At 71.9% G+C, this 22,462-nt stretch carries 23 protein-coding genes; 7 read left to right on the top strand and 16 right to left on the bottom strand.

Features of this window, described 5'->3' with window-relative positions; translation table 11 throughout:
• Positions 1-30: 30 nt before the first annotated feature.
• Positions 31-330, bottom strand: a complete 300-nt coding sequence (locus LOK55_RS12800) for a GNAT family N-acetyltransferase (protein WP_141380159.1) — start codon at positions 328-330, stop codon at positions 31-33.
• 462 nt (positions 331-792) lie between these two features.
• Here LOK55_RS12800 and LOK55_RS12795 point away from each other — a divergent pair, with 462 nt between their 5' ends.
• The 3 genes from LOK55_RS12795 (at position 793) to LOK55_RS12785 (ending at position 3,160) form a co-directional block, all read left to right on the top strand.
• A complete protein-coding gene (locus tag LOK55_RS12795; protein ID WP_229935667.1) occupies positions 793-1,542 on the top strand; it encodes a winged helix-turn-helix domain-containing protein in 750 nt (249 codons plus the stop codon).
• 358 nt (positions 1,543-1,900) lie between these two features.
• Positions 1,901-2,896, top strand: coding sequence for a DNA-3-methyladenine glycosylase (locus LOK55_RS12790; RefSeq protein WP_229935666.1), 996 nt, complete (start codon positions 1,901-1,903; stop codon positions 2,894-2,896).
• 30 nt (positions 2,897-2,926) lie between these two features.
• On the top strand, positions 2,927-3,160 hold the full coding sequence (locus tag LOK55_RS12785) for a hypothetical protein (protein WP_229935665.1): 234 nt from the start codon (positions 2,927-2,929) through the stop codon (positions 3,158-3,160).
• Positions 3,161-3,169: 9 nt separating this feature from the next.
• Here LOK55_RS12785 and LOK55_RS12780 read toward each other — a convergent pair whose 3' ends face one another.
• The 8 genes from LOK55_RS12780 to LOK55_RS12750 form a co-directional block, all read right to left on the bottom strand.
• Positions 3,170-3,925, bottom strand: a complete 756-nt coding sequence (locus tag LOK55_RS12780) for an ABC transporter ATP-binding protein (protein ID WP_196324266.1) — start codon at positions 3,923-3,925, stop codon at positions 3,170-3,172.
• Entirely contained in the window at positions 3,922-4,956 is a 1,035-nt protein-coding gene (locus LOK55_RS12775) for an iron chelate uptake ABC transporter family permease subunit (protein ID WP_268252592.1), read from the bottom strand. The genes LOK55_RS12780 and LOK55_RS12775 overlap by 4 nt, the downstream gene beginning before the upstream one ends.
• Before the next feature lie 31 nt (positions 4,957-4,987).
• Entirely contained in the window at positions 4,988-5,950 is a 963-nt protein-coding gene (locus tag LOK55_RS12770) for an ABC transporter permease (protein ID WP_229935663.1), read from the bottom strand.
• Positions 5,951-5,958: 8 nt separating this feature from the next.
• Complete coding sequence (locus LOK55_RS12765; protein WP_229935662.1) at positions 5,959-6,951, bottom strand: siderophore ABC transporter substrate-binding protein; 993 nt, start codon at positions 6,949-6,951, stop codon at positions 5,959-5,961.
• A gap of 225 nt (positions 6,952-7,176) precedes the next feature.
• Positions 7,177-7,299: a hypothetical protein gene (locus tag LOK55_RS14150; protein WP_268252585.1), complete on the bottom strand. Its 123-nt coding sequence runs from the start codon at positions 7,297-7,299 to the stop codon at positions 7,177-7,179.
• A gap of 38 nt (positions 7,300-7,337) precedes the next feature.
• The gene (locus LOK55_RS12760) at positions 7,338-7,523 is read right to left on the bottom strand and encodes a hypothetical protein (RefSeq protein ID WP_141380166.1); all 186 of its coding nucleotides are present in this window, start codon (positions 7,521-7,523) and stop codon (positions 7,338-7,340) included.
• Between the two features lie 184 nt (positions 7,524-7,707).
• Positions 7,708-8,538 carry an aldo/keto reductase gene (locus LOK55_RS12755; protein WP_229935661.1) on the bottom strand — a complete coding sequence of 277 codons (831 nt, stop codon included), beginning with the start codon at positions 8,536-8,538 and terminating at the stop codon, positions 7,708-7,710.
• 55 nt (positions 8,539-8,593) lie between these two features.
• Positions 8,594-9,406, bottom strand: a complete 813-nt coding sequence (locus LOK55_RS12750) for a Cof-type HAD-IIB family hydrolase (protein WP_196324263.1) — start codon at positions 9,404-9,406, stop codon at positions 8,594-8,596.
• A gap of 96 nt (positions 9,407-9,502) precedes the next feature.
• Between LOK55_RS12750 and LOK55_RS14325 the strand changes: the two genes are divergently transcribed.
• The 4 genes from LOK55_RS14325 to LOK55_RS12735 are packed head-to-tail and all read left to right on the top strand — an operon-like array spanning position 9,503 to position 12,448.
• The gene (locus tag LOK55_RS14325; protein ID WP_308066680.1) at positions 9,503-10,201 is read left to right on the top strand and encodes a sensor domain-containing protein; all 699 of its coding nucleotides are present in this window, start codon (positions 9,503-9,505) and stop codon (positions 10,199-10,201) included.
• Positions 10,087-10,908, top strand: a complete 822-nt coding sequence (locus tag LOK55_RS14320; RefSeq protein WP_308066683.1) for a histidine kinase — start codon at positions 10,087-10,089, stop codon at positions 10,906-10,908. The genes LOK55_RS14325 and LOK55_RS14320 overlap by 115 nt, the downstream gene beginning before the upstream one ends.
• Positions 10,896-11,588, top strand: a complete 693-nt coding sequence (locus LOK55_RS12740; protein WP_229935660.1) for a response regulator transcription factor — start codon at positions 10,896-10,898, stop codon at positions 11,586-11,588. Before LOK55_RS14320 ends, LOK55_RS12740 begins: the two co-directional genes overlap by 13 nt.
• Positions 11,585-12,448 (top strand): hypothetical protein, encoded by an 864-nt coding sequence (locus LOK55_RS12735; RefSeq protein ID WP_229935659.1) that lies wholly within the window; start codon positions 11,585-11,587, stop codon positions 12,446-12,448. The genes LOK55_RS12740 and LOK55_RS12735 overlap by 4 nt, the downstream gene beginning before the upstream one ends.
• Before the next feature lie 206 nt (positions 12,449-12,654).
• Here the strand turns inward: LOK55_RS12735 and cofC are convergent, their stop codons facing one another.
• The 7 genes from cofC to LOK55_RS12700 form a co-directional block, all read right to left on the bottom strand.
• Positions 12,655-13,302: a 2-phospho-L-lactate guanylyltransferase gene (gene cofC, locus LOK55_RS12730; protein ID WP_229935658.1), complete on the bottom strand. Its 648-nt coding sequence runs from the start codon at positions 13,300-13,302 to the stop codon at positions 12,655-12,657.
• Positions 13,299-14,306 (bottom strand): glucose-6-phosphate dehydrogenase (coenzyme-F420), encoded by a 1,008-nt coding sequence (gene fgd / locus LOK55_RS12725; RefSeq protein ID WP_229935657.1) that lies wholly within the window; start codon positions 14,304-14,306, stop codon positions 13,299-13,301. The genes cofC and fgd overlap by 4 nt, the downstream gene beginning before the upstream one ends.
• Before the next feature lies 1 nt (position 14,307).
• Entirely contained in the window at positions 14,308-15,822 is a 1,515-nt protein-coding gene (locus LOK55_RS12720; protein ID WP_229935656.1) for an NAD(P)/FAD-dependent oxidoreductase, read from the bottom strand.
• Entirely contained in the window at positions 15,819-18,170 is a 2,352-nt protein-coding gene (gene cofG, locus LOK55_RS12715; protein WP_229935655.1) for a 7,8-didemethyl-8-hydroxy-5-deazariboflavin synthase CofG, read from the bottom strand. The genes LOK55_RS12720 and cofG overlap by 4 nt, the downstream gene beginning before the upstream one ends.
• An 8-nt stretch (positions 18,171-18,178) precedes the next feature.
• The gene (locus tag LOK55_RS12710; protein ID WP_229935654.1) at positions 18,179-19,690 is read right to left on the bottom strand and encodes a CoA-acylating methylmalonate-semialdehyde dehydrogenase; all 1,512 of its coding nucleotides are present in this window, start codon (positions 19,688-19,690) and stop codon (positions 18,179-18,181) included.
• A 27-nt stretch (positions 19,691-19,717) separates the two neighbouring features.
• Positions 19,718-21,037 carry an aspartate aminotransferase family protein gene (locus LOK55_RS12705; protein ID WP_229935653.1) on the bottom strand — a complete coding sequence of 440 codons (1,320 nt, stop codon included), beginning with the start codon at positions 21,035-21,037 and terminating at the stop codon, positions 19,718-19,720.
• 61 nt (positions 21,038-21,098) lie between these two features.
• The gene (locus tag LOK55_RS12700) at positions 21,099-22,274 is read right to left on the bottom strand and encodes an ABC transporter substrate-binding protein (RefSeq protein WP_229935652.1); all 1,176 of its coding nucleotides are present in this window, start codon (positions 22,272-22,274) and stop codon (positions 21,099-21,101) included.
• Between the last annotated feature and the right edge of the window lie 188 nt (positions 22,275-22,462).

The raw sequence follows: 22,462 nt of genomic DNA, 5'->3' as shown, positions 1-22,462 counted from the left end.
CTTGACGGGCGGTCGGGGCGAGGGTAGCTCTCAGCTCGCTCGGCGCGGCGCCAGCAGCTCGTCGTGGCCGGGGTTCGCCTCGAACCAGTCTGCGACGTACCAGCACACGGGGCTCACGACGCGGTCGCCGCGCTCCTCGATCTCGGCGACGGCGCGGGCGACGACCTGGCCCGCGTACCCGTGGCCCCGGAAGGTCGGGATCGTGTAGGCGCGGGTGAGGGCGATCGTGCGCCCGTCGTCGCGGTAGTCGAGCACACTGACGAGGTCGGAGCCCTTGTGCAGGGTGTAGCGCGAGGCATCCTTCTCATTCGCGAAACGGAACGCGGTCATCCCTCCACGCTACGCCCGGTCCCTGACAATCCGGCCCGCCACGCACCGCGGCGCGGGCGGCTGAGCGATCTGTCACATTGCGTCATCTTCACGGCGCGGCATCCGTGCGGTTTGACACATCGTGACTCGGTTCGTCATAATCGCCCCATGACTGACAACGCACGCACTCTGTCCGCCCGGGAGGCGAACGGAACTGCCGGCATCATGATGCCGCGCGTTGCCATGTGTTGCCGAATGTGTATCTGACGGTCATCCCCGCCGGGTCCGCCCTCCGCTTCTGACGTCTCATCCAGAAGATCAGGAGCGCCGACCCCCGAGTCACCGACGCGTTCCGCACACAATGCGGATGACGGATGCCTCGCACACCGGCCCTCCCCCTCGGGAGCAGCGCCGACTCTGCAGCACACGCCCGAACCCGTTCTCTTGGCGCACCGCCCGGGTTCCGCCCCAAAGGACCATCTCGTGTCGAACACCGCTCTGCTCGCCCCCGCTCCGACAGCCCCGTCCCGCCACCTGCACGCTCTCGTCGACGCCCCCGCGCCGGCCCGCCTCGCGCCGCCCGCTCCGGCGCCCGAGGCCACCACGACGGCGGCCCCCGGCGTGCCCGCCGGCACCGCCCCGCGTGGCTTCGCCCTCTACGTCGGCCTCGACGAGCTGAAGGCTGCCACCGACGGCGTCTCGCTCGCGACGATCGTCACGGCGCTCCGCCAGACGCTCGCCGAGCTCGCCCCGCAGGCCGAGAGCTACGCCACCGTCGCGCTCGCCCCCGCCCACGCCGGCGGGCGCGACGTCGACGTCGTCCGCCTCGCGCTGCACGAGCCGAGCGCCGTCGCCCGCACCAAGGCCGACACCCCCGACGACGACCACGTGCCCGGCGGCGTCACGATCGATATCTCGCGTCGGCGCGTGCACATCGACAGCGAGCCGTCGTCGCTCACCTTCAAGGAGTTCGAGCTGCTGCAGTACCTCGTGCTGCGCGAGGGCCGCACGATCGAGCGCACCGAACTGGTGTCGTCGCTGTGGAGCTACGCCGACGGCGACGAGGTGCCCGGCGAGCGCACGATCGACGTGCACGTGCGGCGCCTGCGCGCCAAGCTCGGCCGCTACGAGGACATCGTGCGCACGGTGCGCGGCATCGGGTACCGCTTCGACCGGCACGCCGACGTCGTCATCCGCTTCGGCCACGGCACGCCCTCGCCCGACCGTTTCTGACCGCGCAGCCGGCGGCACCTCCTCACCCGCCGGATCGGTGGGGCAGGAGTAAACCAACGCCACCCGGCAGGCTCCACCAGCACCACCGGTCCGACGAATGGTGACCACCTGCCGCCGGGGGCCCCCGCTCCCCGCCGGCGACGAGGCAGCCGCCGCGACCGACCGTTTCTGACCGCGCAGCCGGCGGCACCTCCTCACCCGCCGGACCGGTGGGGCAGGAGTAGACCAACGCGACCCGGCAGGCTCCACCAGCACCACCGATCCGACGAATGGTGACCACCGGCCGCCGCAGGGGCCCCGGCGGGCGCGAGCCACAGCCCGTGCCCGGGTGTCGGAGGTCGTGACGTAGGGTGACGGCATGACGACGCGGGAGTGGATGCCTCAGGCGCACGCTTCTGCGCGCGTCCCTCGCCCCGCGGCGGCCCACGACCCCCGCCCGCCCGCCGGCCCGCCCTGCGAGACCGAGTTCCGCCCGCGCGTGCCGATCGACGTGCGCCGGGCGCTGGCGGCGCACCAGCGCGGAGCGCACGACCCGGCCCACACCGAGCATCAGGGGGTGATCTGGCGGGTGAGCCGCACGCCGGAGGGCGTCGCGACGCTCGCCCTGCGCGTCGAGCGCACGCGCGTGCGCGCCGCGGCGTGGGGACCCGGTGCCGCCTGGGCGCTCGACCAGGTGCCGCGCCTGTGCGGCGACGGCGACGACCCGAGCGACTTCGACACGGGCGGCCATCCGCTCGTCGCGAGCGTGCACCACCGGCATCCGCAGCTGCGCATCGGCCGCACCGACCTCCTCTTCGACGCCCTCGTCAGCGCGATCTTCGAGCAGAAGGTGACCGGGCTGCAGGCATTCGGCGCGTGGCGGATGATCCTCACCTGGTGCGGCGAGCGCGCCCCCGGCCCCACCCCGCGACCCATGTTCGCGCCGCCGGCCGACTGGCACCTGATCCCCAGCTGGACGTGGCACCGCGCCGGGCTCGAGCCGCCGCAGTCGCGCACCGTCGTCGCCGCCGCCCGTCGGCGCCCGTCGATCGAACGCGCGGCCGACGCGGCGGCATCGGGCGCCGACCGCGACCGCGTGCTCACGAGCCTGCCGGGCGTCGGCCTCTGGACGAGCGCCGAGACGCGCATCCGCGCCTACGGCGACGCGGATGCCGTGAGCGTGGGCGACTACCACCTCGCCCACCAGGTGGGCTACGCCCTCACCGGTCACCGCGTCGATGACGACGGGATGGTCGAGCTGCTCGAGCCGTGGCGCGGCCACCGGCAGCGGGTCATCCGACTCATCATGCTGAGCGGCGCCTTCGAGCCGCGCCGCGGCCCCCGGCTCGCCCCCGAAGACCACCGCGGCAGGTGACGGTGCCCCGCGGGCGTCTACGCTGAGCGCATGAGCCTCTCCGACTCCGAGAAGACCGGCTGGCCCCGCGGACGCTGGGGGTGGCTGTTCGGCAGCATCGCCCTGCTCGTGCTCGGCGTCGTGTTCGGGCAGGTGTTCGGCAGCAGCTGGCTCGGCCTCGCGCTCGCCGTGCTGCTGTCGATCGGGTGGCTCATCGCCTACGAGTCGTGGCGGGGCCGGAACCCCGGTCTGCACGACCCGTGGGACGACGGCGCGCAGCTCTGACGCGCCCGCTCAGTAATAGACGGCGAGCGGGCCGCGCGGCCCCTCGATCACTTCCACCGGGGTGTCGAAGATCTCGGTGAGCACGTCCGGCTGCACGATCTCGTCGGGCGTGCCGAACGCGACGACGGCGCCGTCCTTCATCGCGCACACGCGGTCGGCGTAGTGCCCGGCGAAGTTGATGTCGTGCAGCACCACGACGATCGTCCGGCCGAGCTCGGTGGCCGCCCGGTGCAGGTGCCGCATCATCTGCACCGCGTGCTGGATGTCGAGGTTGTTCAGCGGCTCGTCGAGCAGCACGTAGTCGGTGTCCTGCGCGAGCACCATCGCGACGTAGGCGCGCTGACGCTGCCCGCCGGAGAGCTCGTCGAGGTAGCGGCCTTCGAGCTCGGCGAGGCCCAGGAAGTCGATCGACCGGTCGATGATCGCCTCGTCGTCGACCGTCAACCGCCCTCGCGAGTACGGGTAGCGCCCGAACCCGACGAGCTGGCGCACGGTGAGCCGGGTGACGAAGTGGTTCTCCTGCCGCAGGATCGCGACGACCTTCGCGAGCTCCCGAGACTTGGTGGATGCCACGTCGTGGCCGGCGATCGAGATCGTGCCGGCGTCGGCCTCGAGCAGTCGGCCGATCATCGTGAGCAGCGTCGACTTGCCGGCGCCGTTCGGGCCGATGAGGGCGGTGATGCCGCCCGCGGGCAGGTCGAGGTCGATCGGGCCGATCGCGACGTGCGTGCTGTAGCGCTTCTCGATGCCGGTCAGCGAGATCACAGGCGCCCCTTTCGGAGGAGGAAGACGAGGAAGAACGTGCCGCCGACGATCTCGACGATGATGCCGACCGACCCCGCCGCGTAGAACACGTGCTTGAGGACGACGTAGGCGCCGCCGAGCACGACGAATCCGACGAGCCACGCCATCGCGAACATGCGCCGATGGGAGTACGTGTCGGCGAGCTGATAGGTGAGCATCGCGACGAGGAAGCCGAAGAACGTCATCGGGCCGATGAGCGAGGTCGACACCGCCATGAGCACCGAGACGGCGAGGAGAGTGAGGATCGCGTCGCGGCGGTGCGGTGAGCCGAGCCCGAGCGCGACGGGTCGGCCGAGGGCGAGCACGTCGAGCCGCCGGGCGCCCCACATCAGGGCGACCACGGCGATCGCGGCGAGCGGGATCGCGATCGGGAGGTACGTGGCATCCGCATTCGCGACCGAGCCGATGAGACGTGCGGTCAGCAGGTCGAACTCGGTCGGTGTCAGCAGGCGCTGCAGGAAGGTCGAGAACGCCGCGAGCGCTCCACCGAGGATGATCCCGACGAGCAGCATGATCTGCACGTTCGCGCGCCGCCCCGACAGGAGCCAGCCGTAGAGGATGCCGGAGAACAGCAGCATCACCGCGACCTGCGCGAGATAGGCTCCGACGCCCTGCACGGCGAGGGCGCCCGAGACGCCGAAGAAGAAGATCGCGGCGGTCGAGATCGCGGTGTAGAGCGACTCGAAGCCGAGGAGCGAGGGCGTCACGATGCGGTTGGCGGTGACCGTCTGGAAGGCGATCGTCGCGATGCCCTGGCAGAACGCGATCACGACGATGACGATGAGGCTCGTCACGCGCAGCTGGGCGATGCGCCAGAAGCCGTCGCTGCCGAGCGGCATCGGGTTCTCCCACGCGAGGATGCCGGCGGCCACCGCGACGGCGAGGGCGACCAGCACGGTCATGACGATCGCGTACCGGCGCCCGCGCGCGGCGGTCGCGAACGGCAGGGTCCGGCGCGGCGGCGCGCTTCGCGGCGAGGTGGCGGGGCGCATCGACGCGGCGATGGGCGGGGCGGCGGGGATCTCAGGCACGGCGACGCTGCCTCAGCAGGAGGAGGATGAACACGACCGACCCGATCATCGCGAGAATGAGGGAGACCGGCACCTCGAAGGGCATGTTGATGACGCGCGCGACGATGTCGCACGCCGTGACGAGCGCGATGCCCCCGAGCGCGACCCACGGGAGGTTCGAGCGCAGGTCGTCGCCGCGGATGAGCGAGACGACGTTGGGGACGATCAGCCCGAGGAAGGGCAGGTTTCCGACGACGACGGTGACGACGCCCGCCGCGAGCGCGATGAGGCCGGTGCCGATGAGCACGACCCGGTCGTAGTCGACGCCCACGCCGGTCGCGACCTCCTTGCCGAGCCCCGCGATCGTGAAGCGGTCGGCGGCGATGAAGATCGCGATCACGACGAACAGCACGATCCAGAGCGGCTCGTACTGGCCGCGCAGCACCGAGGTGAACGATCCCGTGAACCAGATCGCCATGCTCTGCAGCGTGTTGGTCGACAGGGCGATGAAGGTGGAGACGGCCCCCACGATGGCGCCGAGCATCATGCCGACGATCGGCACGATCACCGACGACGTCAGCACGACGCGGCGGAGGAACAGGAAGAAGATCATGGTGCCGACGAAGGCCGCCGCCACCGCCCCGACCATCCGCACCATGAGCGGTGCGTCGGGGAAGAGGAGCATGACGACCAGCAGGCCGAGCCCCGCCCACTCGGTCGTTCCGGTGGTCGTCGGCTCGACGAACCGGTTCTGGGTGAGCATCTGCATGACGAGCCCGCACATCGCCATCCCCGCGCCCGCCAGCACGAGCGCGACGGTGCGGGGCGCGCGGGTGATGAGGAACATCTCTCCACCGTCCGGTGCCCCCCACACGTCGTACACGCCGACCATGAGCGAGGCCGCGACGAGGACGATGACGACGGCGAGCCCGCCCAGCAGCGGCCACGTGAGGAGCCGCTGGCGAGCGCGCTGCACGCGGCGCCTCAGCTTTCGAGCGCGTCGGCGAACGAGTTGAAGAAGGTCGTGTACGTGACGATGCCCTCGTTCAAGTAGGTGCCCGCCGGCATGTAGACGATGTGCTTGTTCGTGACGGCGGGGACGTTCTTCAGCGCCTCCGACGACCCGATGAGGTCGTTGGCCGGAGTATAGGACTCGTCCGTGTTCGCGCTGACCCCGGCATCCCGGTCCATCACGAGGATCCAGTCGGGGTTCGAGGCGGCGATCGCTTCGACCGAGATGTCGTCGCCCTGGTGGTCGGTCGAGCCGTCGGTGGTGAGCGCGGGCGTGAGGCCGAGCACATCGAACACCGGGCCGAGCGTGCGGCCGGTCGACGGAGCCGCGTAGTTGATCTCGCCGCCCGAGGTGATCACGGCCATGACGGTGTCGTTCTTGTCGTAGGCCGCGGTGACGCGCTCGATCGATTTCTCGAAGTCGGCCACGAGCTTCGCCGCCTCCTTCTGCTTGCCGAAGATCTCGCCGAGCACGGTGACCTGCCGCTTCAGCTCGGCGTCGAACGCCTCGCCCTCGCGCGGGTCGAGCTCGACGATCGTCGCGTTGGGCGCGAGGGTCTGGAAGTCGCCGTAGTACGAGGCGAAGCGCTGGCCGTTGACGATCAGGTCGGGGTCGGCGGCGACGACGGCTTCGAGGTTCGGCTCGCCGTGGTTGCCGATGTTGACCGTCTTCGAGCCCTCCTCCTTGTACGAGAGGTCGGCGGGGAAGATGTCGAGCGGCGCGGCGACGACCTCGACGCCCCAGTCATCGAGCACCGTGATGGTGCGGTTGTCGGTCGCCACGACGCGCTGCGGGGGCACCGCGACGGTCTGCTCGCCGTGGTTGTCGGTCACCGTGACCGAGGTCGAGGCGGTCTCGGAGGACGACGCCGCCGGGGTCGCGGAACCGGCGCAGCCGGCCAGAGTCACCGCGGACAGGAGCGCGGCGGAGGAGAGCAGGAATGAGCGAGCACGTGTCGAAGGCATGCGTGACGTATCTTTCGGTGCGGTGATGGGGATGCCCGGCGGCGCGCGCCGAGCCAGGCGAGGCTATCCTAACAACATGACTTCGTCGAACCCGGCCCCGCCCGTCGCGCCCCCTCTTTCGGGCTTACCCGGGTGGGCAACGAGCTGCGCTTCCGCTTCGCGCGCCTCGCCGCACGGCAGTGGCTGACGCCCGATCCCCTACGCGTATCTCGCGTTCGCCTTCACCTACAGTTCGGCGGGCGGCCGCTTCGGGTGCGGCACGACCGTGCCGCACCCGTTCATGGATGCCTCGGTGAACGGCGTCGGCGGCGTCATCGCGTGGATCGCCGGCCTCACCGTGGCCCTCATCGGTGTCGGCTACGTCTATTACGGCCTCGACCGCTTGCTCACGCGGGCGCGGCCTCGTCCTCTTCCGGCTCGAACGTAGAGGCCTCGCCGGTGTGCCCGGCGGCCACGCCGTCAGGGTCGGGCGGGATCGTGCCGTCGTCGCCGAGCCCGCCGGGCTCCGTGGTCACCTCGGTGTCGTCCGAGTCCGGGGCATCCGCCGGCTGCTCGAAAGTCTGGTCGCTCATCGCGCCCTCCGCTTCTCGCGGCCGCGCGGCCGCGTCTGCAGCCACCGTAAGCGCCGCACCGGCCGCCGTCAGGGGGATTGACCCGCCCGGGCAGCCGTAGTAGCCCGAGTCGGATGGCCCGCCCGCGCGGCCGCGCATACCGCCGGCGGCGGCGCCACACGACCCGCCCGCCCGGCGGCCCGCGTCACATCTCTTCGTGCGTGTCGGGGTCGCCGCCCCAGAGCCGGCCGCGCTCGAGGCCCGAGATCGCCCGCACCTCGTCATCGGTCAGCGTGAACCCGAAGATGTCGGCGTTCTCGACCTGACGCTCCGGCGTCGCCGACTTGGGGATGGGCGTCGAGCCGAGCTGGGTGTGCCAGCGCAGCACCGCCTGCGTGGGCGTCACCCCGTGCGCGGATGCCACGTCGGCGATGACCTGCTCCGAGAGCAGCTCGCTGCGGCGCGCGAGCGGGCTCCAGCTCTCGGTGCGGATGCCATGGCTCGCGTGGAAGGCGCGCAGCGCCTGCTGCGGGAAGTAGGGGTGCATCTCGACCTGGTTGACGGCCGGGGTGACACCGGTCTCGTCGATGAGGCGGGTGAGCATCGCCTCGGTGAAGTTCGAGACGCCGACGGAGCCGACGAGGCCCTTCTCGCGGAGGTCGATCATGGCGCGGAAGGTCTCGACATAGCGATCGACCGACGGGTTCGGCCAGTGGATGAGGTAGAGGTCGATGCGGTCCAGCCCGAGGCGGTCGAGCGACGCGTGCGCCGAGTGGATCGTCTCCTCGTAGCCGTGCTCGCGGCCGGGCACCTTCGTCGTGACGATCAGCTCGTCGCGGATGCCGCTGCGCCGCACCGCCTCGCCGACCTCCTTCTCGTTGCCGTAGTTGAGGGCCGAGTCGAGAAGCCGGTAGCCGTTCTCGATCGCCGAGCCGATCGCGGCGATGCCGTCGTCGCCGGTCAGCTTGTAGGTGCCGAATCCGAGCTGGGGGAAGATGGTGCCGTCGTTCAGAGTGACCGTGGGAATCGTGACCATGGCATCCACGCTACGCCCGCGGGAGGCGCCGGGGGTCTACCCGACGCGCGCGGGTTCAGTCGCCGAGCAGCCCCTCGATGACGGTGACCACGCCCGCGTCGGCGTTCGAGGGCGCGCGGTGGCGGGCGACCGCCGCGACGTCGGGGTGCGCGTCGGCCATGGCGTAGGACCAGTCGGCCGCCTGCAGCAGCTCGAGATCGTTGAGGTAGTCGCCGAAGGCCGCGGTCTGGGCGGGGGTGACCCCGAGGGCCGCCTGGAGGTTCCGGAGGGCCACGCCCTTGTTCACCGTGGCGTTCATGATGTCGACCCAGTGCAGCCCCGAGACGACGACCTGATGGGTCTCGCGGAGATCGGCGAAGGCGACGGCGGTGTGCTCCTCGCCGCCGTCGAAGTCGTAGATCGCGAGCTTGAGCACCTGGTCGTCGACGGCGTCGAGGTCGTCCACGATCTCGAGGCGCGCGTAATACTTCTGCACCTCGGCGAGGAACTCCGGGTGGGTCTCCTCGATGTAGGCCGACCGCTTGCCGCAGACGACGATTCCGGCGCGGAGCGTTCCGGCGGCGACGTGGGCGCGCAGGCGCGCGACGACGGATGCCGCGAAACGGGCATCCACGGCGTCGGAGCTCACCTCCTCGTCGCCCCGCACCACGTACGCGCCGTTCTCCGCGATGTAGTCGAGCTCGCCCTCCACTCCGGCGAACATGCGCTGGAGGGTCGCCAGCTGACGGCCGCTCGCGGGGGCGAACGCGACGCCGCGCTCCCGCATTCGGTCGAGGAGGCTCCACAGACCCTCGGGGATGGAGCCGTCGGGGCGCAGCAGTGTGCCGTCCATGTCGACGGCGATCAGGCGGATGTCGGGGGCGCTCACCCCTCCATCCTCCCGCGGGCCGGGGGTTATCCCGAATCCGATTCCACCGGCTGGCACCCGTGTGCCCGTGCGTGGGCCGCCCCTACCGTAGGAGCCATGACCACCGCGAGCATTCCCGCGCCCCTCCCCGCGGCCACCTCCGAGGCCGCTCCGGCGCCCTCCGCGACGCCCGTCCCACCGGCTGTAGGGACAGCCGCCGGACCGGCAGGCCCGGCGACCACCTCTCCGTCCACGCGGTCGCGGCGCGGGCGCACGGCGCGCGCCCTGGGCGCGCTCGCCCAGCTGGCCGCGGTCGGCGTCGTGGGCTCGGTGATCTTCGGTGTGCTCGCCACGCTGCTGAGCCTCGGCATCAGCCTCGTGCTGCTGTTCGGCATCGGACTGCTGTTCCTCCTCGCCTTCGTCTACGCGCTCTACGCGACCGCGTGGCTCGAGTACGAGCGGGTCGAGGGTCTCTATCGGTACGGCCTGCCCGCCCTGCGCGCGCGTCGCCGCGACCGCCCGGGGTTCGCCGGGTGGCTGAGCAGCGTCTGGGACCAGTTCACCGACGGCCCGATGTGGCGCGGCATCGCGTCGGCCGCGGTCTCGACCATCCTCGGCCTGTTCGTGCTGCCGCTGGTCGGCGGCTCGCCTCGAGCCTCGTGCTGCTGTTCGCCCCGCTCTTCGGCGGCGACACCGTGCGCGTGCCGGTCACGGGCCTCCACGTCGCCGTCGAGTGGGCGCTGCTGGTCGGCGTCCTCGGCCTCATCGTCTGCGCCGCCCTGCTCGCCGGCATCGCCGTGCTCCACGGCGTGCTGACGCGGGCGATCCTCGTGCCGAACCGTGAAGCCCAGCTCGTCGAGCAGGCGCGCGAGGCCGGCACGCAGCGGGAGAGCGCCGTGCGCGCCGGCGAGGTCGAACGCACCCGCATCGAGCGCGACCTGCACGACGGCGTGCAGCCCCGGCTCGTCTCGGTCGCGATGACCCTGGGCCTCGCGCAGCAGAAGATCGACACCGATCCTGCCGCCGCGAAGGCGCTCATCGACGAGGCGCACACCTCGACCAAGGCCGCCATCACCGAACTGCGCCAGCTGGCCGGCGGCATCCACGCCTCGGTCCTCGACGACAGGGGGCTGGATGCCGCCCTCTCGGCCCTCGCCGCCCGGTCGCACGTTCCCGTGCAGCTCGACGTACGCCTGCCGGATGCCTCGACGAGCCGGTGCAGCCGCACCGCCGAGGCGGCCGCGTACTTCGCGATCGCCGAGGCGCTCACCAACGCCGCGAAGCACTCGCGCGCCAGTGAGACACGCGTCACGGTGCGCCTGCGCGACGACGAGGCCGTCGGTGGCACGCCGACGCTGTGGGCACGCGTCGAGGACAACGGCATCGGCGGCGCGCGCATCCTCCCCGGCGGCGGCCTCGACGGCATCGCCAACCGCATCGCCGCGGCCGGTGGCACGAGCCGTCTCGACAGCCCGGCCGGCGGCCCGACCACCCTGGAGGTGAGCGTCCCGTGCGCATCCTGATCTGCGAGGACTCCGCCCTGCTGCGCGAGGGACTCGTGCGCCTGCTGGAGGACGCCGGACACACCGTCGTCGCGGCGCTCGTCGACGCCACCGAGCTCGCCGAGAACGTCGCCCGCACCGACCCCGAGCTGTGCATCCTCGACGTGCGGCTGCCGCCCACCTACACCGACGAAGGCATCCGCGCCGCGATCGCGCTGCGCGCCGACCACCCGGCGCTGCCCGTCCTCGTGCTCAGCCAGTACGTCGAGGAGCGGTACGCGAGCGAGCTCATCACCGGTCAGGCCGGCGCCCTCGGCTACCTGCTGAAGGACCGCGTCGCCGACATCCGCGACTTCCTCGACGCCGTCGAGCGCATCGGGGCGGGTGCCACCGTGCTCGACCCCGAGGTCGTCGCGCAGCTGCTGACGCGCCGCGCCCGCGACGAGCGGATGGCGCGGCTCACCGACCGCGAGCGCACCGTCCTGGCACTCATCGCCGAAGGCAAGAGCAACCAGGCGATCGCACAGACGCTGTTCGTCACCGAGGCGAGCGTCGAGAAGCACATCACCTCCCTGTTCCAGAAGCTCGACCTCGAGCAGGACGAGCACGGCAACCGCCGTGTGCTCGCGGTGCTGGTGCACCTCGAGCACGGCCAGCATCCCGGCGCCGACGGCGCCCCTCAGAACGGAGCACACCTGTGAGCACCACCCTGACTCCCCCGCAGCCCCCCGCGCCCCCGGCCCCCGGTCCGTCCGGGAACGGTCCCCAGCAGGACGGTCCGCGCTCCTCGGCGCGCGTGATCGCGATCCTGGCGATCGTGCTCGGCTCCGTGCTCATCGTCGGCGCCGTGTTCAGCGGCGTGTTCTCGGCGGTGCGCGCGGCATCGCAGCGCACCGAGACGCTGACGCTGACGGCGGATGCCACGGGCATCCGCAGCCTCGACGTCGACGTGGCGGCCGCCGACCTCACGATCGTCTACGGCGGCGACACCGTCAGCCTCGATGTGCAGGGCGGCGCCGCGGACTGGCGCCTCGGCCGCGACGGCGACAGCGTCACCGTACGCACCGACCGCGGCTGGTGGGGCGGCTGGCGTCTGTTCGGCGAAGGCGACGTCGCGGTGCTGACGCTGCCGCAGTCGCTCGCGAGCGTCGCGCTCGACGCCGATCTGTCGCTGAGTGCGGGAGCCCTGCGTGCCGACGGCCGGTACAGCAGCCTCGACCTCGATCTCAGCGCGGGCTCGATGAGCGTCTCGGGGACCGCGCAGAGCCTGGACGCCGACGTCTCGGCGGGCCGTCTCGTGCTCGACCTGGACGGCGTCGACGAGGCCGATCTGCGCCTGAGCGCCGGCGCGATCGGCGGCGAGCTCACGGGCAGGGCACCCCAGGAGGTGACGGTCGACGTCAGCGCGGGTCGACTGGAGCTGACGCTCCCGGATGCGTCGTACGCCGTGGCGAGCGACGTGTCGGCGGGCGAGTTCCAGAACCGGCTGACCGTCGACGCCGGCTCGGATCACCGTGTGTCGGTCTCGGTGTCGGCGGGCTTCGCTCTGCTGCGTTCCTGACAGTCGGCTATGCGACCGGTATGCGAACGACGAGAGTCGCCGCCGCCGCCGTCGCCGCGTCATACAGTCGTCTCACCGCGATCCGCCGGCTTCCCCAGGCTGCGGGATCGCGTTGCAGAACTCCTCTTCTGCACATCGCTGATGCAACAAGATGACAGGGCCGGTCGGCGTCACGCCGACCGGCCCTTCTCTCTGTCCGGGCTCGCTCAGTCCGGGGTCTCGGGCGCGGCATCCGCCCCGGCCGTCGCGCGGGTCAGCGAAGCCGCCGTGGTGGGGCCGAGCCGGTCGGCCAGCGCCGCGAGCTGGTCGGGGGTGTCGACGTCGCGTCGCAGGCCGGAGTCTGCGGGCAGCTCGAGCACGACGCACCCGAGCGCGACGTGACGCCCGAGGGAACCGGCGCCGTACGCGCTGCGCCAGGGCACCCCGGCGCGTGCGGTGAGAAGCGTCGTCCCGGTGCCCTCGGCATCGGCGACGACGCCGCGTCGCACCGCGTGCGCGCGCTCCAGCGCCGCGGCCAGCTCCGCGCCGGTCACCGCGGGGAGGTCCCCCGGCAGCGCCGCGCGGTGAGCGTCGTCACCGGCCAGCGCCGCCGCCAGGCGCAGCGCCTCGTCGATCCCCTCCGCACCGTCGGCGACGACCTCGACGCCGGCGGGAAGGGCGGCCGGCAGCGTGGCGTCGTCGGTGACGACCAGCACGCGCGCGACGGCGGGGCACTGCACGACGGCGGTGATCGTGTCGAGGGCGACCGCGCGGGCGACCTGCGCACGGGCACCGCCGAGCGGCGCGAGACGCGACTTCGCGGTGGCCGCGGCGCGCACGGGGATCATCACGACCCAGTCGGCCGTCGGCGTCACTGCGGGAACCTCTCGCGCAGACGGGGCAGGATCTCGGCCTCGTAGCGGTCGAAGAAGCCGCCCTGATCGTGCCCCGGGTCGTGGAACACGAGGTGGCGGAACCCCATGTCGACGTACGCGGCGATCCGCTCGACGTGCTCGTCGGGGTCGTCCGAGACGATGAACCGGGATGCCGCGCGTTCGATCGGCAGCCGTGCGGCGGCCCGCTGCATCTCGAGCGGGTCGTCGATGCCGGTCTTCTCTTCGGGGGTGAGCGCCAGCGGCGCCCAGAACCGGGTGCGCTCGAGCGCTTCGTCGCGATCGGGGTGATACGAGACCTTGACCTCGATCATGCGCTCGAGGTCGTCGTCCGCACGGCCCGCCGCGGCGAGCCCCTGCGCGACGGCGGGGAGGAGGGTGTCGGTGTACAGCGCGGGGTCCTTGCCGCTCGTCGTGATGAACCCGTCCGCGACGCGTCCGGCCAGCCGTGCGGCGGCGGGGCCGGCGGCACCGATCCAGATCGGGACGGGGATGTCGGGTCGGTCGTACACCGTGGCATCCGTCACCCGGTAATACGTCCCGTCGAAGCTCACCCGTTCGCGGGTCCACAGTTCGCGGATGAGGGCGATCGCCTCCTTGAGCCGCTGGAACCGCTCGGGCGGGTCGGGCCACGACAGCCCGAGCGTCACTTCGTTGAGCGCCTCGCCCGTGCCGACGCCGAGGACGACGCGCCCCGGGAACATGACCCCGAGCGTCGCGAACGCCTGGGCCACGACGGCCGGGTGGTAGCGGAACGTCGGGGTGAGCACCGACGTTCCCAGCAGCACGCGCTCCGTGCGCGCACCGATCGCACCGAGCACGGGCAGCACGGAGGGCGAATGCCCGCCCTCGTGCATCCAGGGCTGGAAGTGGTCGGAGACGAAGACCGAGTCGAACCCCGCGCGCTCCGCCCGCACGCTGAGATCGACCAGCTCGGTCGGACCGAACTGCTCGGCGGATGCCTTGTAGCCGAATCGCACGGTCATCTCACACCTCCTGGTAGTGCGCGAGCCGCTCCGGTGTGAGCGGCCGTCCATCGGAATCGAACGCGGGCTCGAACTCGGAGCCGTCGGCGGCCGCCATCATCGCACGGAAATCGGCCACCGTGCCCGGCCACAGCAGGGTGAGTCGGCCGGAGCGATCGTCGCGATACCAGCTGTCGCAGCCGCCGAGCCAGGACGTGCCGCGGGCACGCCGATCGATGGATGCCGTGTACCCGCGCTCGGCCTCGGGCCTGGTCCGCAGGACGCCGCCGTGCGCGGTGCGCCGGCCCAGCGCCCGCGTGACGTAGCCCGCCTGCTCTTCGAGGATCAGCAGGGACGACGTGTGGGCGAGCGCCGCGTTCGGCCCGTTGAGGACGAACAAGTTCGGGAACCCCGCGACGACCGTCGAGGCGAACGAGGTCATGCCCGTCGCCCAGTGGTCCGCAAGACTCATCCCGTCCTCGCCGCGCACGATCTCCGCGTACGGCTGGCGCTGCGCGTGGAAGCCGGTGGCCAGCACGACCGCGTCGATGTCGGCGTACCGCGCCCCGGAGGCCGCCACGAGCACGCCCTCCTCGACGGCGGCCAGGGCGGACGGCTCCAGCACGGCGGCCCCGGAGGCGAGCACGGGATAGAAGTCGTCGGAGCGCAGCACCCGCTTGCAGCCGAACGGGTAGTCCGGCGTCAGCCGTGCGCGCAGCGCGCCGGGAGGCACCTGTGCCGCGAGGTGCCGGGTCGCCTCGGACCGCGCGGCGTCGGCCGCCGCACGGTCGTGACCGGCCCGCGCCGCGAAGCGCGCCTCGTCGTCGGCGAGCAGGCGCGCACGCAGCGCCGCGATGAGCTCCGGATGCCGCGCGAAGCGGTCGCGCTCGGCCGTGGTGTAGTCGCGCCCGCCCCGCGGCACGATCCACGCGGGCGTGCGCTGGAACACGGTGACCTCGGCGCCCCGGCGGGCCAGCTGCGGCACGAGCTGGACGGCGCTGGCGCCGGTCCCGATGACGGCGATGCGCTTTCCGGCGGGGTCGAACCCGGCATCCCAGCGCGCCGTGTGCAGCACGGGTCCGGGGAAGGACGCGATTCCGGGCACGTCGGGAAGCCGCGGCTCGACGAGGCGGCCGCACGCGAGGACCAGCGCGTCGGCGTGCAGCGTCTCACCGCCTGCCAGCGTCAACCGCCACCGACGGGCATGCGCGTCCCAGTCGGCGTGCTCCAGGGCGACGCCGAGCCGCAGGACGTCGTGCAGCCCCGATTCGGCGACGATGCGTTCGAGATAGTCGCGGATCTCCCCGCCCGGGGCGAACTGCGTCGACCAGCCCGGATGCGGGTGGTCCGCCAGGCTGTACAGGTGCGAGGGCACGTCGCAGGCGACACCCGGATAGACGTTGTCGCGCCACGTCCCGCCCACGCGGGGCGCCCGCTCGATGATGCGCACGTCGTGGCCCGCGGCCCGCAACCGCGCGGCGACCGCGATGCCGGCGAACCCGGCGCCGATGACGGCGACGCCGATCCGCGTGGTCATGCCGCGCCTCCCGACTCGGCGGCGTCGGCGACGGCGTGGCCGGCATCGGCGTAGTCAGTGGCGCGCACCCGCAACGGGCGCATCACCCGCCCGGCCAGCCGTGCGGCCGCGGCGACCGGCAGCTCGAGTCCCTGTTCGACGCCCGCGTCGGGCCGCACGCCGCCGTCCAGCAGCGTGCCGCCGAGGTCGTTGCCGCCGCAGCGCAGCAGCTCGGCGGCGAGGTCCACCCCGTGCCGAGTCCACGGGATCTGCAGGTTCCGGATCGATCCGCCCATCGATCCACCCAGGAGCAGCCGTGAGACGGCGACCATCGCACGGTGCTCGTCGCGCGGCGACCTGCCGGGCACGAGCGGGACGCCGTGACCGGGAAGCGGGATCGGGACGAACTCCGTGAAGCCGCCCGTGTCGCGCTGGATCTCGCGCAGCAGACGCAGGTGGGCGATGCGCTCGAGCGAGGTCTCGACGTGGCCGTAGAACAGCACCGACGTCGAGCGGAGCCCGCGTCGATGCGCGGCGACCACGATCTCGACCCACCGGTCGATCCCGAGGTCCTCGGGGGCGACGAGGCGGCGCACGCGCTCGCTCAGCACCTTGACGCCGGTCCCCGGGAAGGTCCCGACTCCCGCTGCGACGAGGGCCTCGAGCGCCGCGTCCACGCCGAGACCACCGCGCGTGGCGAGGTCGTCGATGTCCTGCGGGCGGAACGCATGCAGGTGCAGCGCCGGCGCGGCGCGGCGCACGGCGTGCACGATCTCGAGGTAGCCGCTCGGGTCCTCGCCGTCGGGCAGCCGGCCCTGGACGCACAGCTCCGTCGCGCCGAGCGCGACGGCGTCCCGGGCGATCTCCCCGACCTCGGCGAGGGTGAACTCCCCCGCTCTCCCCGTGTCGTGGGCGCGCAGCCCCGTCGAGGTGAGATTGCGGTTGACGACGATGCTGACGGCTTCACCGACGGTCAGCCGGCGCAGCTCATCGGCCGCCGCCACGACCTGCTCGAGCTCTGCGCCCTCGGCGCGCAGCAGGATCTCCCACTCGCGATCGTCGAGCACGCCCGGGTCGATCGCGGCGCGGTCGACGAGATCGGCCACCGCCGCGCCCGCGCGCCGCGCGCTCGCCTCCGGCACGCGCGCGTCCTGATCGACAGCCGCGCCGGTCGCCGCGAGCCCATCGGGCCCGGCGAGACGCGTGACGGCACCGTGCAGCGCCGGATCGATCCACTGTGCGGCATCCTGCACGTACTCGGGGTGCGCGGTGAGGCGCTCGGTCAGCTCGTAGCCGCACGCGCGGGTGCGCATCGCGAGCTCGTCGAGCTGCGGCCACGGCCGTTCCGGGTTGACGTGATCGGCCGTCAGCGGCGAGACACCGCCCCAGTCGTCGACGCCCGCGCGCACGAGCAGCGCGAGGTCGTCCAGGCGCGTGAGGTTCGGCGGCGCCTGGATCCGCATCTCGGGGCCCAGGACGAGTCGGGCGACCGCGATCGCGGCGGCGTACTCGCGCTCCGAGGGGTCCATCGCATCGCGCATCGCGGTGCGCGGCTTGGCGCGGAAGTTCTGCACGATCACTTCCTGCAGATGCCCGTGGCGGCGGTGCACGTCGCGGAGCGCGAACAGCGACGCGGCCCGATCGGCGAGCGTCTCGCCGATGCCGACGAGGATGCCGGAGGTGAACGGGATGCGCGCCCGGCCGGCATCCTCGAGCACCGCGAGCCGCACCGCGGGGTCTTTGTCCGGCGAGCCGTAGTGCACGCCGCCGGGCCGCTCGAACAGGTCGCGGGAGGTCGTCTCGAGCATCATCCCCATCGAGGGGGCGACCTCGCGCAGCATGCCGAGCTCGTCCGCCGACATGACGCCGGGGTTGGCGTGCGCGAGCAGCCCCGTGTGCTCGGTGATGAGGCGCGCGGCGCGCGCCACGTAGTCCAGCGTCGAGGCGAAGCCGTGCTCGTCGAGCCACTGCCGCGCCTGCGGCCACCGCTCCTCAGGGCGATCGCCCAGCGTGAGCAGCGCCTCCCGGCAGCCGAGCTCGCGCCCGGCCCGCGCGATGCGGAGGATCTGCTCGTCGGACAGGAACAGCGGAGCCCCCTTGCGCATGAGCTGGGCCGGCGTGTCCACGAAGGTGCAGTAGTGACAGCGGTCGCGGCAGAGGGTCGTCAGCGGAACGAACACCTTGCGCGAGTAGGTGATCACCCCGGGTCTGCCCGCCCGGCGCAGCCCTTCGTCGCGCATCGCGGATGCTCTGTCGAGCAGCCGCGCGAAGTCGTCGCCCGTGGCGCCGAGCGCGGCGATCGCCTCATCGAGGTCGTCGATCTGCGCGGGCACGACGGACGCGGGAAGAACGGAGCCGGGGCGGGGCATGGGAGGGCTCAATCGTGCTGCGGGAACCCGAGGTTGAGGCCGCCGTGCGAGGGGTCGAGCCAGCGAGCGGTGACGGCCTTCTCCTGCGTGAAGAACTCGAACCCCTGCGGACCGTACGCCTTCGCGCTGCCGAACAGCGACGCCTTCCACCCGCCGAACGAGTGATAGGCGACGGGGACGGGGATCGGCACGTTGATGCCGACCATGCCCACGGACACCTCACGCTGGAACCGCCGCGCGGCGCCGCCGTCGTTCGTGAAGATCGCCGTCCCGTTGCCGTAGGGCCCCGCCTCGATGATCGCGAGCGCCTCGTCGTAGCCCGCGACCCGGATCACCGACAGCACAGGGCCGAAGATCTCGTCGGTGTACGCGCGCGACGACAGGGGCACACGGTCGATCAGGGTCGGCCCCAGCCAGAACCCGCCCGGCTCGCCGTCGACGACGACATCGCGCCCGTCGACGACGACATCGGCGCCGTCCGCGGCGGCGATGTCGATGTACGAGGCGACCTTGTCCCGATGCTCGCGCGTGATGAGCGGCCCCATGTCGCACCCGCGGGTGCCGTCGCCCGTGCGCAGCGTCGCCATGCGCTCGGCGATCTTGGCGACGAGCGCGTCTGCGATCGGCTCGACGGCGAGCACCGCCGACACGGCCATGCACCGCTCGCCCGCCGAACCGAACCCCGCGTTCACGGCGGCGTCGGCGGCGAGGTCGAGGTCGGCGTCGGGCAGCACGAGCATGTGGTTCTTGGCACCGCCGAGCGCCTGCACGCGTGTGCCCACGGCCCCGGCGCGTTCGTAGATGTAGGCCGCGATGGGCGTCGATCCGACGAAGGACACCGCGCGCACGGCGGGGTGGTCGATGAGGGCGTCGACGGCCTCCTTGTCGCCGTGGACGACGCTCAGCACTCCGTCCGGCAGGCCGGCCTCGGCGAACAGGTCGGCGATCCAGACGGACGCGGACGGGTCCTTCTCGCTCGGCTTGAGCACGACCGCGTTGCCGGCGGCCAGTGCGATGGGCACGAACCACAGCGGCACCATCGCGGGGAAGTTGAACGGGCTGATGACCCCGACCACGCCGAGCGGCTGGCGCAGCGTGTACACGTCGACTCCCGTGGAGACGCTGTCGGAGTACGAGCCCTTCAGCAGGTGGCCGAGTCCGCACGCGAACTCGACGACCTCGAGGCCGCGGGTGATCTCGCCCAGCGCGTCGGAGGTCACCTTGCCGTGCTCCGCGGTCAGGATCGCCGCGAGCTCGTCCTTGCGCGCGTTCAGCAGCTCGCGGAACGCGAACAGCACGGTCTGCCGCTTGGCGATGCTCGCGTCGCGCCAGGCCGGCCACGCGGCCGATGCCGTCGCGACCGCGGCGTCGAGGTCGGCGGCGCCGGCCAGACGCACCTGAGCGCTCACCGCACCGGTCGCGGGGTTGTACACGGGTGCGGTGCGGGATGAGGCCCCCGACCAGGGCGCTCCCCCCACGCGGTGGTCGATGATCGGCGTCGAGATGCTGCCGTTGCTCATGTCGTCCTTCTCCGGATCGTCGTCGGATCAGAGCACCGCGGAGAACGCGGCGTCGTAGATGTCGATCGCCTCCGCCACCTCGTCGGCGGTGACGGGGCACGGGGGGACGACGTGGATGCGATTGTCGGCGACGAACGGCAGCAGTCCGCGCTGGAACAGGTCGGCCTTCAGGCGCCCCATGACCGCCGCCGAGACCGGCTCGCGCGTCTGCGGGTCGGCGACGAACTCGATCGCCCAGAACACACCGACGCCGCGGACCTCGCCGATCGCAGGGTGCCGCTCGGCGAGCTGCCGCAGCGCGGGACCGAGCACGTCGGCCCCGACGCGCCGGGCGCCTTCGACGATGCCTTCGGAGCGCATCGCCTCGATCGTCGCGACGATGGATGCCGCGGCGAGCGGATGCCCCGAATAGGTCAGTCCGCCCGGGAACACCCGGTCGTCGAAGGTCGCCGCGATGGGGTCGGAGATCAGCACGCCGCCGACCGGCACGTACCCGCTGTTGACGCCCTTGGCGAAGGTGATGAGGTCGGGGACGACGCCGTGGTCCTCGAACGCGAACCAGCGACCCGTGCGTCCGAACCCCGCCATCACCTCGTCGAGGATGAGCACGATGCCGAACTCGTCGGCGAGCGCCCGCACCCCCGCGAGATATCCGGGCGGCGGGACCAGGACGCCCGCGGTCCCCGGGATCGACTCGATCAGGATCGCGGCGATCGTCGCCGGCCCTTCGGCCTCGATGACCCGCCGCAGGTGGTGCAGGGCGCGCTCGCACTCCTGCTCGGGCGTGCTCGCCCAGAACTCGCTGCGATAGAGGTACGGGCCGAAGAAGTGCACGTGCCCGCGGGCGAACTCGTTGGGCACGCGGCGCCAGTCGCCCGTCGCGACGATCGCGGCGCCCGTGTTGCCGTGGTAGGACCGGTACTGGGACAGGACCTTGTCGCGCCCCGTGTGGAGGCGGGCCATCCGGATCGCGTTCTCGTTGGCATCCGCACCGCCGTTGGTGAAGAAGACCTTCTCGAAGCCGTCGGGGGCGAGACCGGCGATGAGCTCGGCGGCCCTGCCGCGCGAGAGGTTGGCCGTCGAGGGGGCGATCGTGGTGAGCAGTTCCGCCTGCTCCTTGATGGCTGCGACGACGGCGGGGTGCTGATGGCCGATGTTGACGTTGACGAGCTGGCTCGAGAAGTCGAGCCAGCGGCGGCCCGAGTGGTCCCACACGTGCGTGCCGAGCCCGCCCGCGATCGGGAACGGAGCGATCGCGGCCTGCGCCGACCAGGAGTGGAAGACATGGGCACGGTCGAGCGTGCGGGTGAGCTGGTCGAGGTCGGTGGTGGAGTCGGTGGTGCTCATGGTGTGTCTCCCGGTGAGGTGATCTGCCGGGGGCGCGAGGCCCCCGGCAGATCGAGTGGTGTTACTGGCCGCCCTCGGTGAGGGTGACCTCGATGGGGGTGTAGCTGCCGTCGACGGTCACGCCGTCGGCCTCGAGGGCCGCGATGGCCGCCTCGATGTACTCGTTGGAGTAGGCGGATGCCGGGGGCGCCGCCGTGATGAGGTTCATGCCGTCCTGGTTGACGGCGGCGAGCGCGCCGGCGACGGTCTTCTCCCACGCCGAGCTCTCGATCGCGCCGAACGGAGCATCCGTCCAGATCAGCTTGTTGACCTCGTTGAGCTGCCACAGCTGGTGCACGGGGCCGACCGGGTAGGCCAGCTCCGCCGTCGATGCGACGTCCCACACGATGTCGGCCGCCTCCTCGACGTTGTCGCGGGCGTACAGCCAGCCCTTGATGATCGCCTTGAGGAACCGTACCGCGGCGTCGGCGTACGCGGGGTCCTCGGCGAGTCGCTCGGTGTCCGCCCAGATGGCGTCCTGCAGCATGGCGCCGTCGGTGTCCTCGTAGTAGATGACGTCGAGGTCGTCGAGCGTGTAGAGCTCGCCGGTGTCGGGGTTGACGGTCTCGAGGACCTGCGCGAGCTCGTTGTACGTCATCGCCTGGGCCGCGTCGACGTCGCCGTCGAGCAGCGCGTTCATCGAGAAGTCCTGGGTCGTGATCGACACCGACGTCGAGTCGAGGTCCTCCGCAACCATCGCGGCGAAGATCTCCCACTCGTTGCCGAAGCCCCACGAGCCGATGCGCTTGCCCTCGAAGTCGGCGACGCTCGTGATGCCGTCCCCTGCCCACGAGACCTGCGTCGTGCCCGACTTCTGGAAGACCTGGGCGATGTCGGTCAGTTCGACGCCGCTGGACTCGATGGTGCCGAGCACCTTCGGCACCCAGGCGATCGCGAAGTCGACGTCGCCCGCCGCCAGCGCGTCCTGGGGCACGATGTCGCCGCCGGACGGGACGATCTCGACCGAGTCGAAGCCTTCCTCTTCGAAATACCCCAGCTCTTGAGCGAGGTAGTACCCGGCGAACTGCGCTTGCGGCAGCCACTGCAGCTGCAGCGAGATCTCGGTGAGCGGGGTGAACGTCCCCTCGGCGTCGGTCGTACTGTCGGGGCTCGACGAGCCCGCGCACGCGGAGAGGGTGAGGGCGGCGGTGGTCACCGTAGCGGCGACGATGAGACTGCGTCTGGTGCTGTGTCGCATGGTGTTCCTTTCGGTTTTCGGGTGGTGCTGGGGGGTGGGACCGGTGCGACCGGACCGGGTGGTCAGACCGCTCTCCGCCTTGTCGCGAGACGCTCTAGTGTCGTACGCCAGTAATTCGTTGTCTATCTCTTAGAATGGGGTATGGCACGAGTTGGGCGTCCGAAAGCTGATCTGGTCCTGAGTGACGA

The sequence above is a fragment of the Microbacterium sp. F2E genome (assembly GCF_020905435.1).
In the GTDB taxonomy this organism is placed as follows: domain Bacteria; phylum Actinomycetota; class Actinomycetes; order Actinomycetales; family Microbacteriaceae; genus Microbacterium; species Microbacterium lacticum.
Note: the sequence above shows the minus strand (reverse complement) of the source record. Positions and strands in the feature narration are given on the sequence as shown.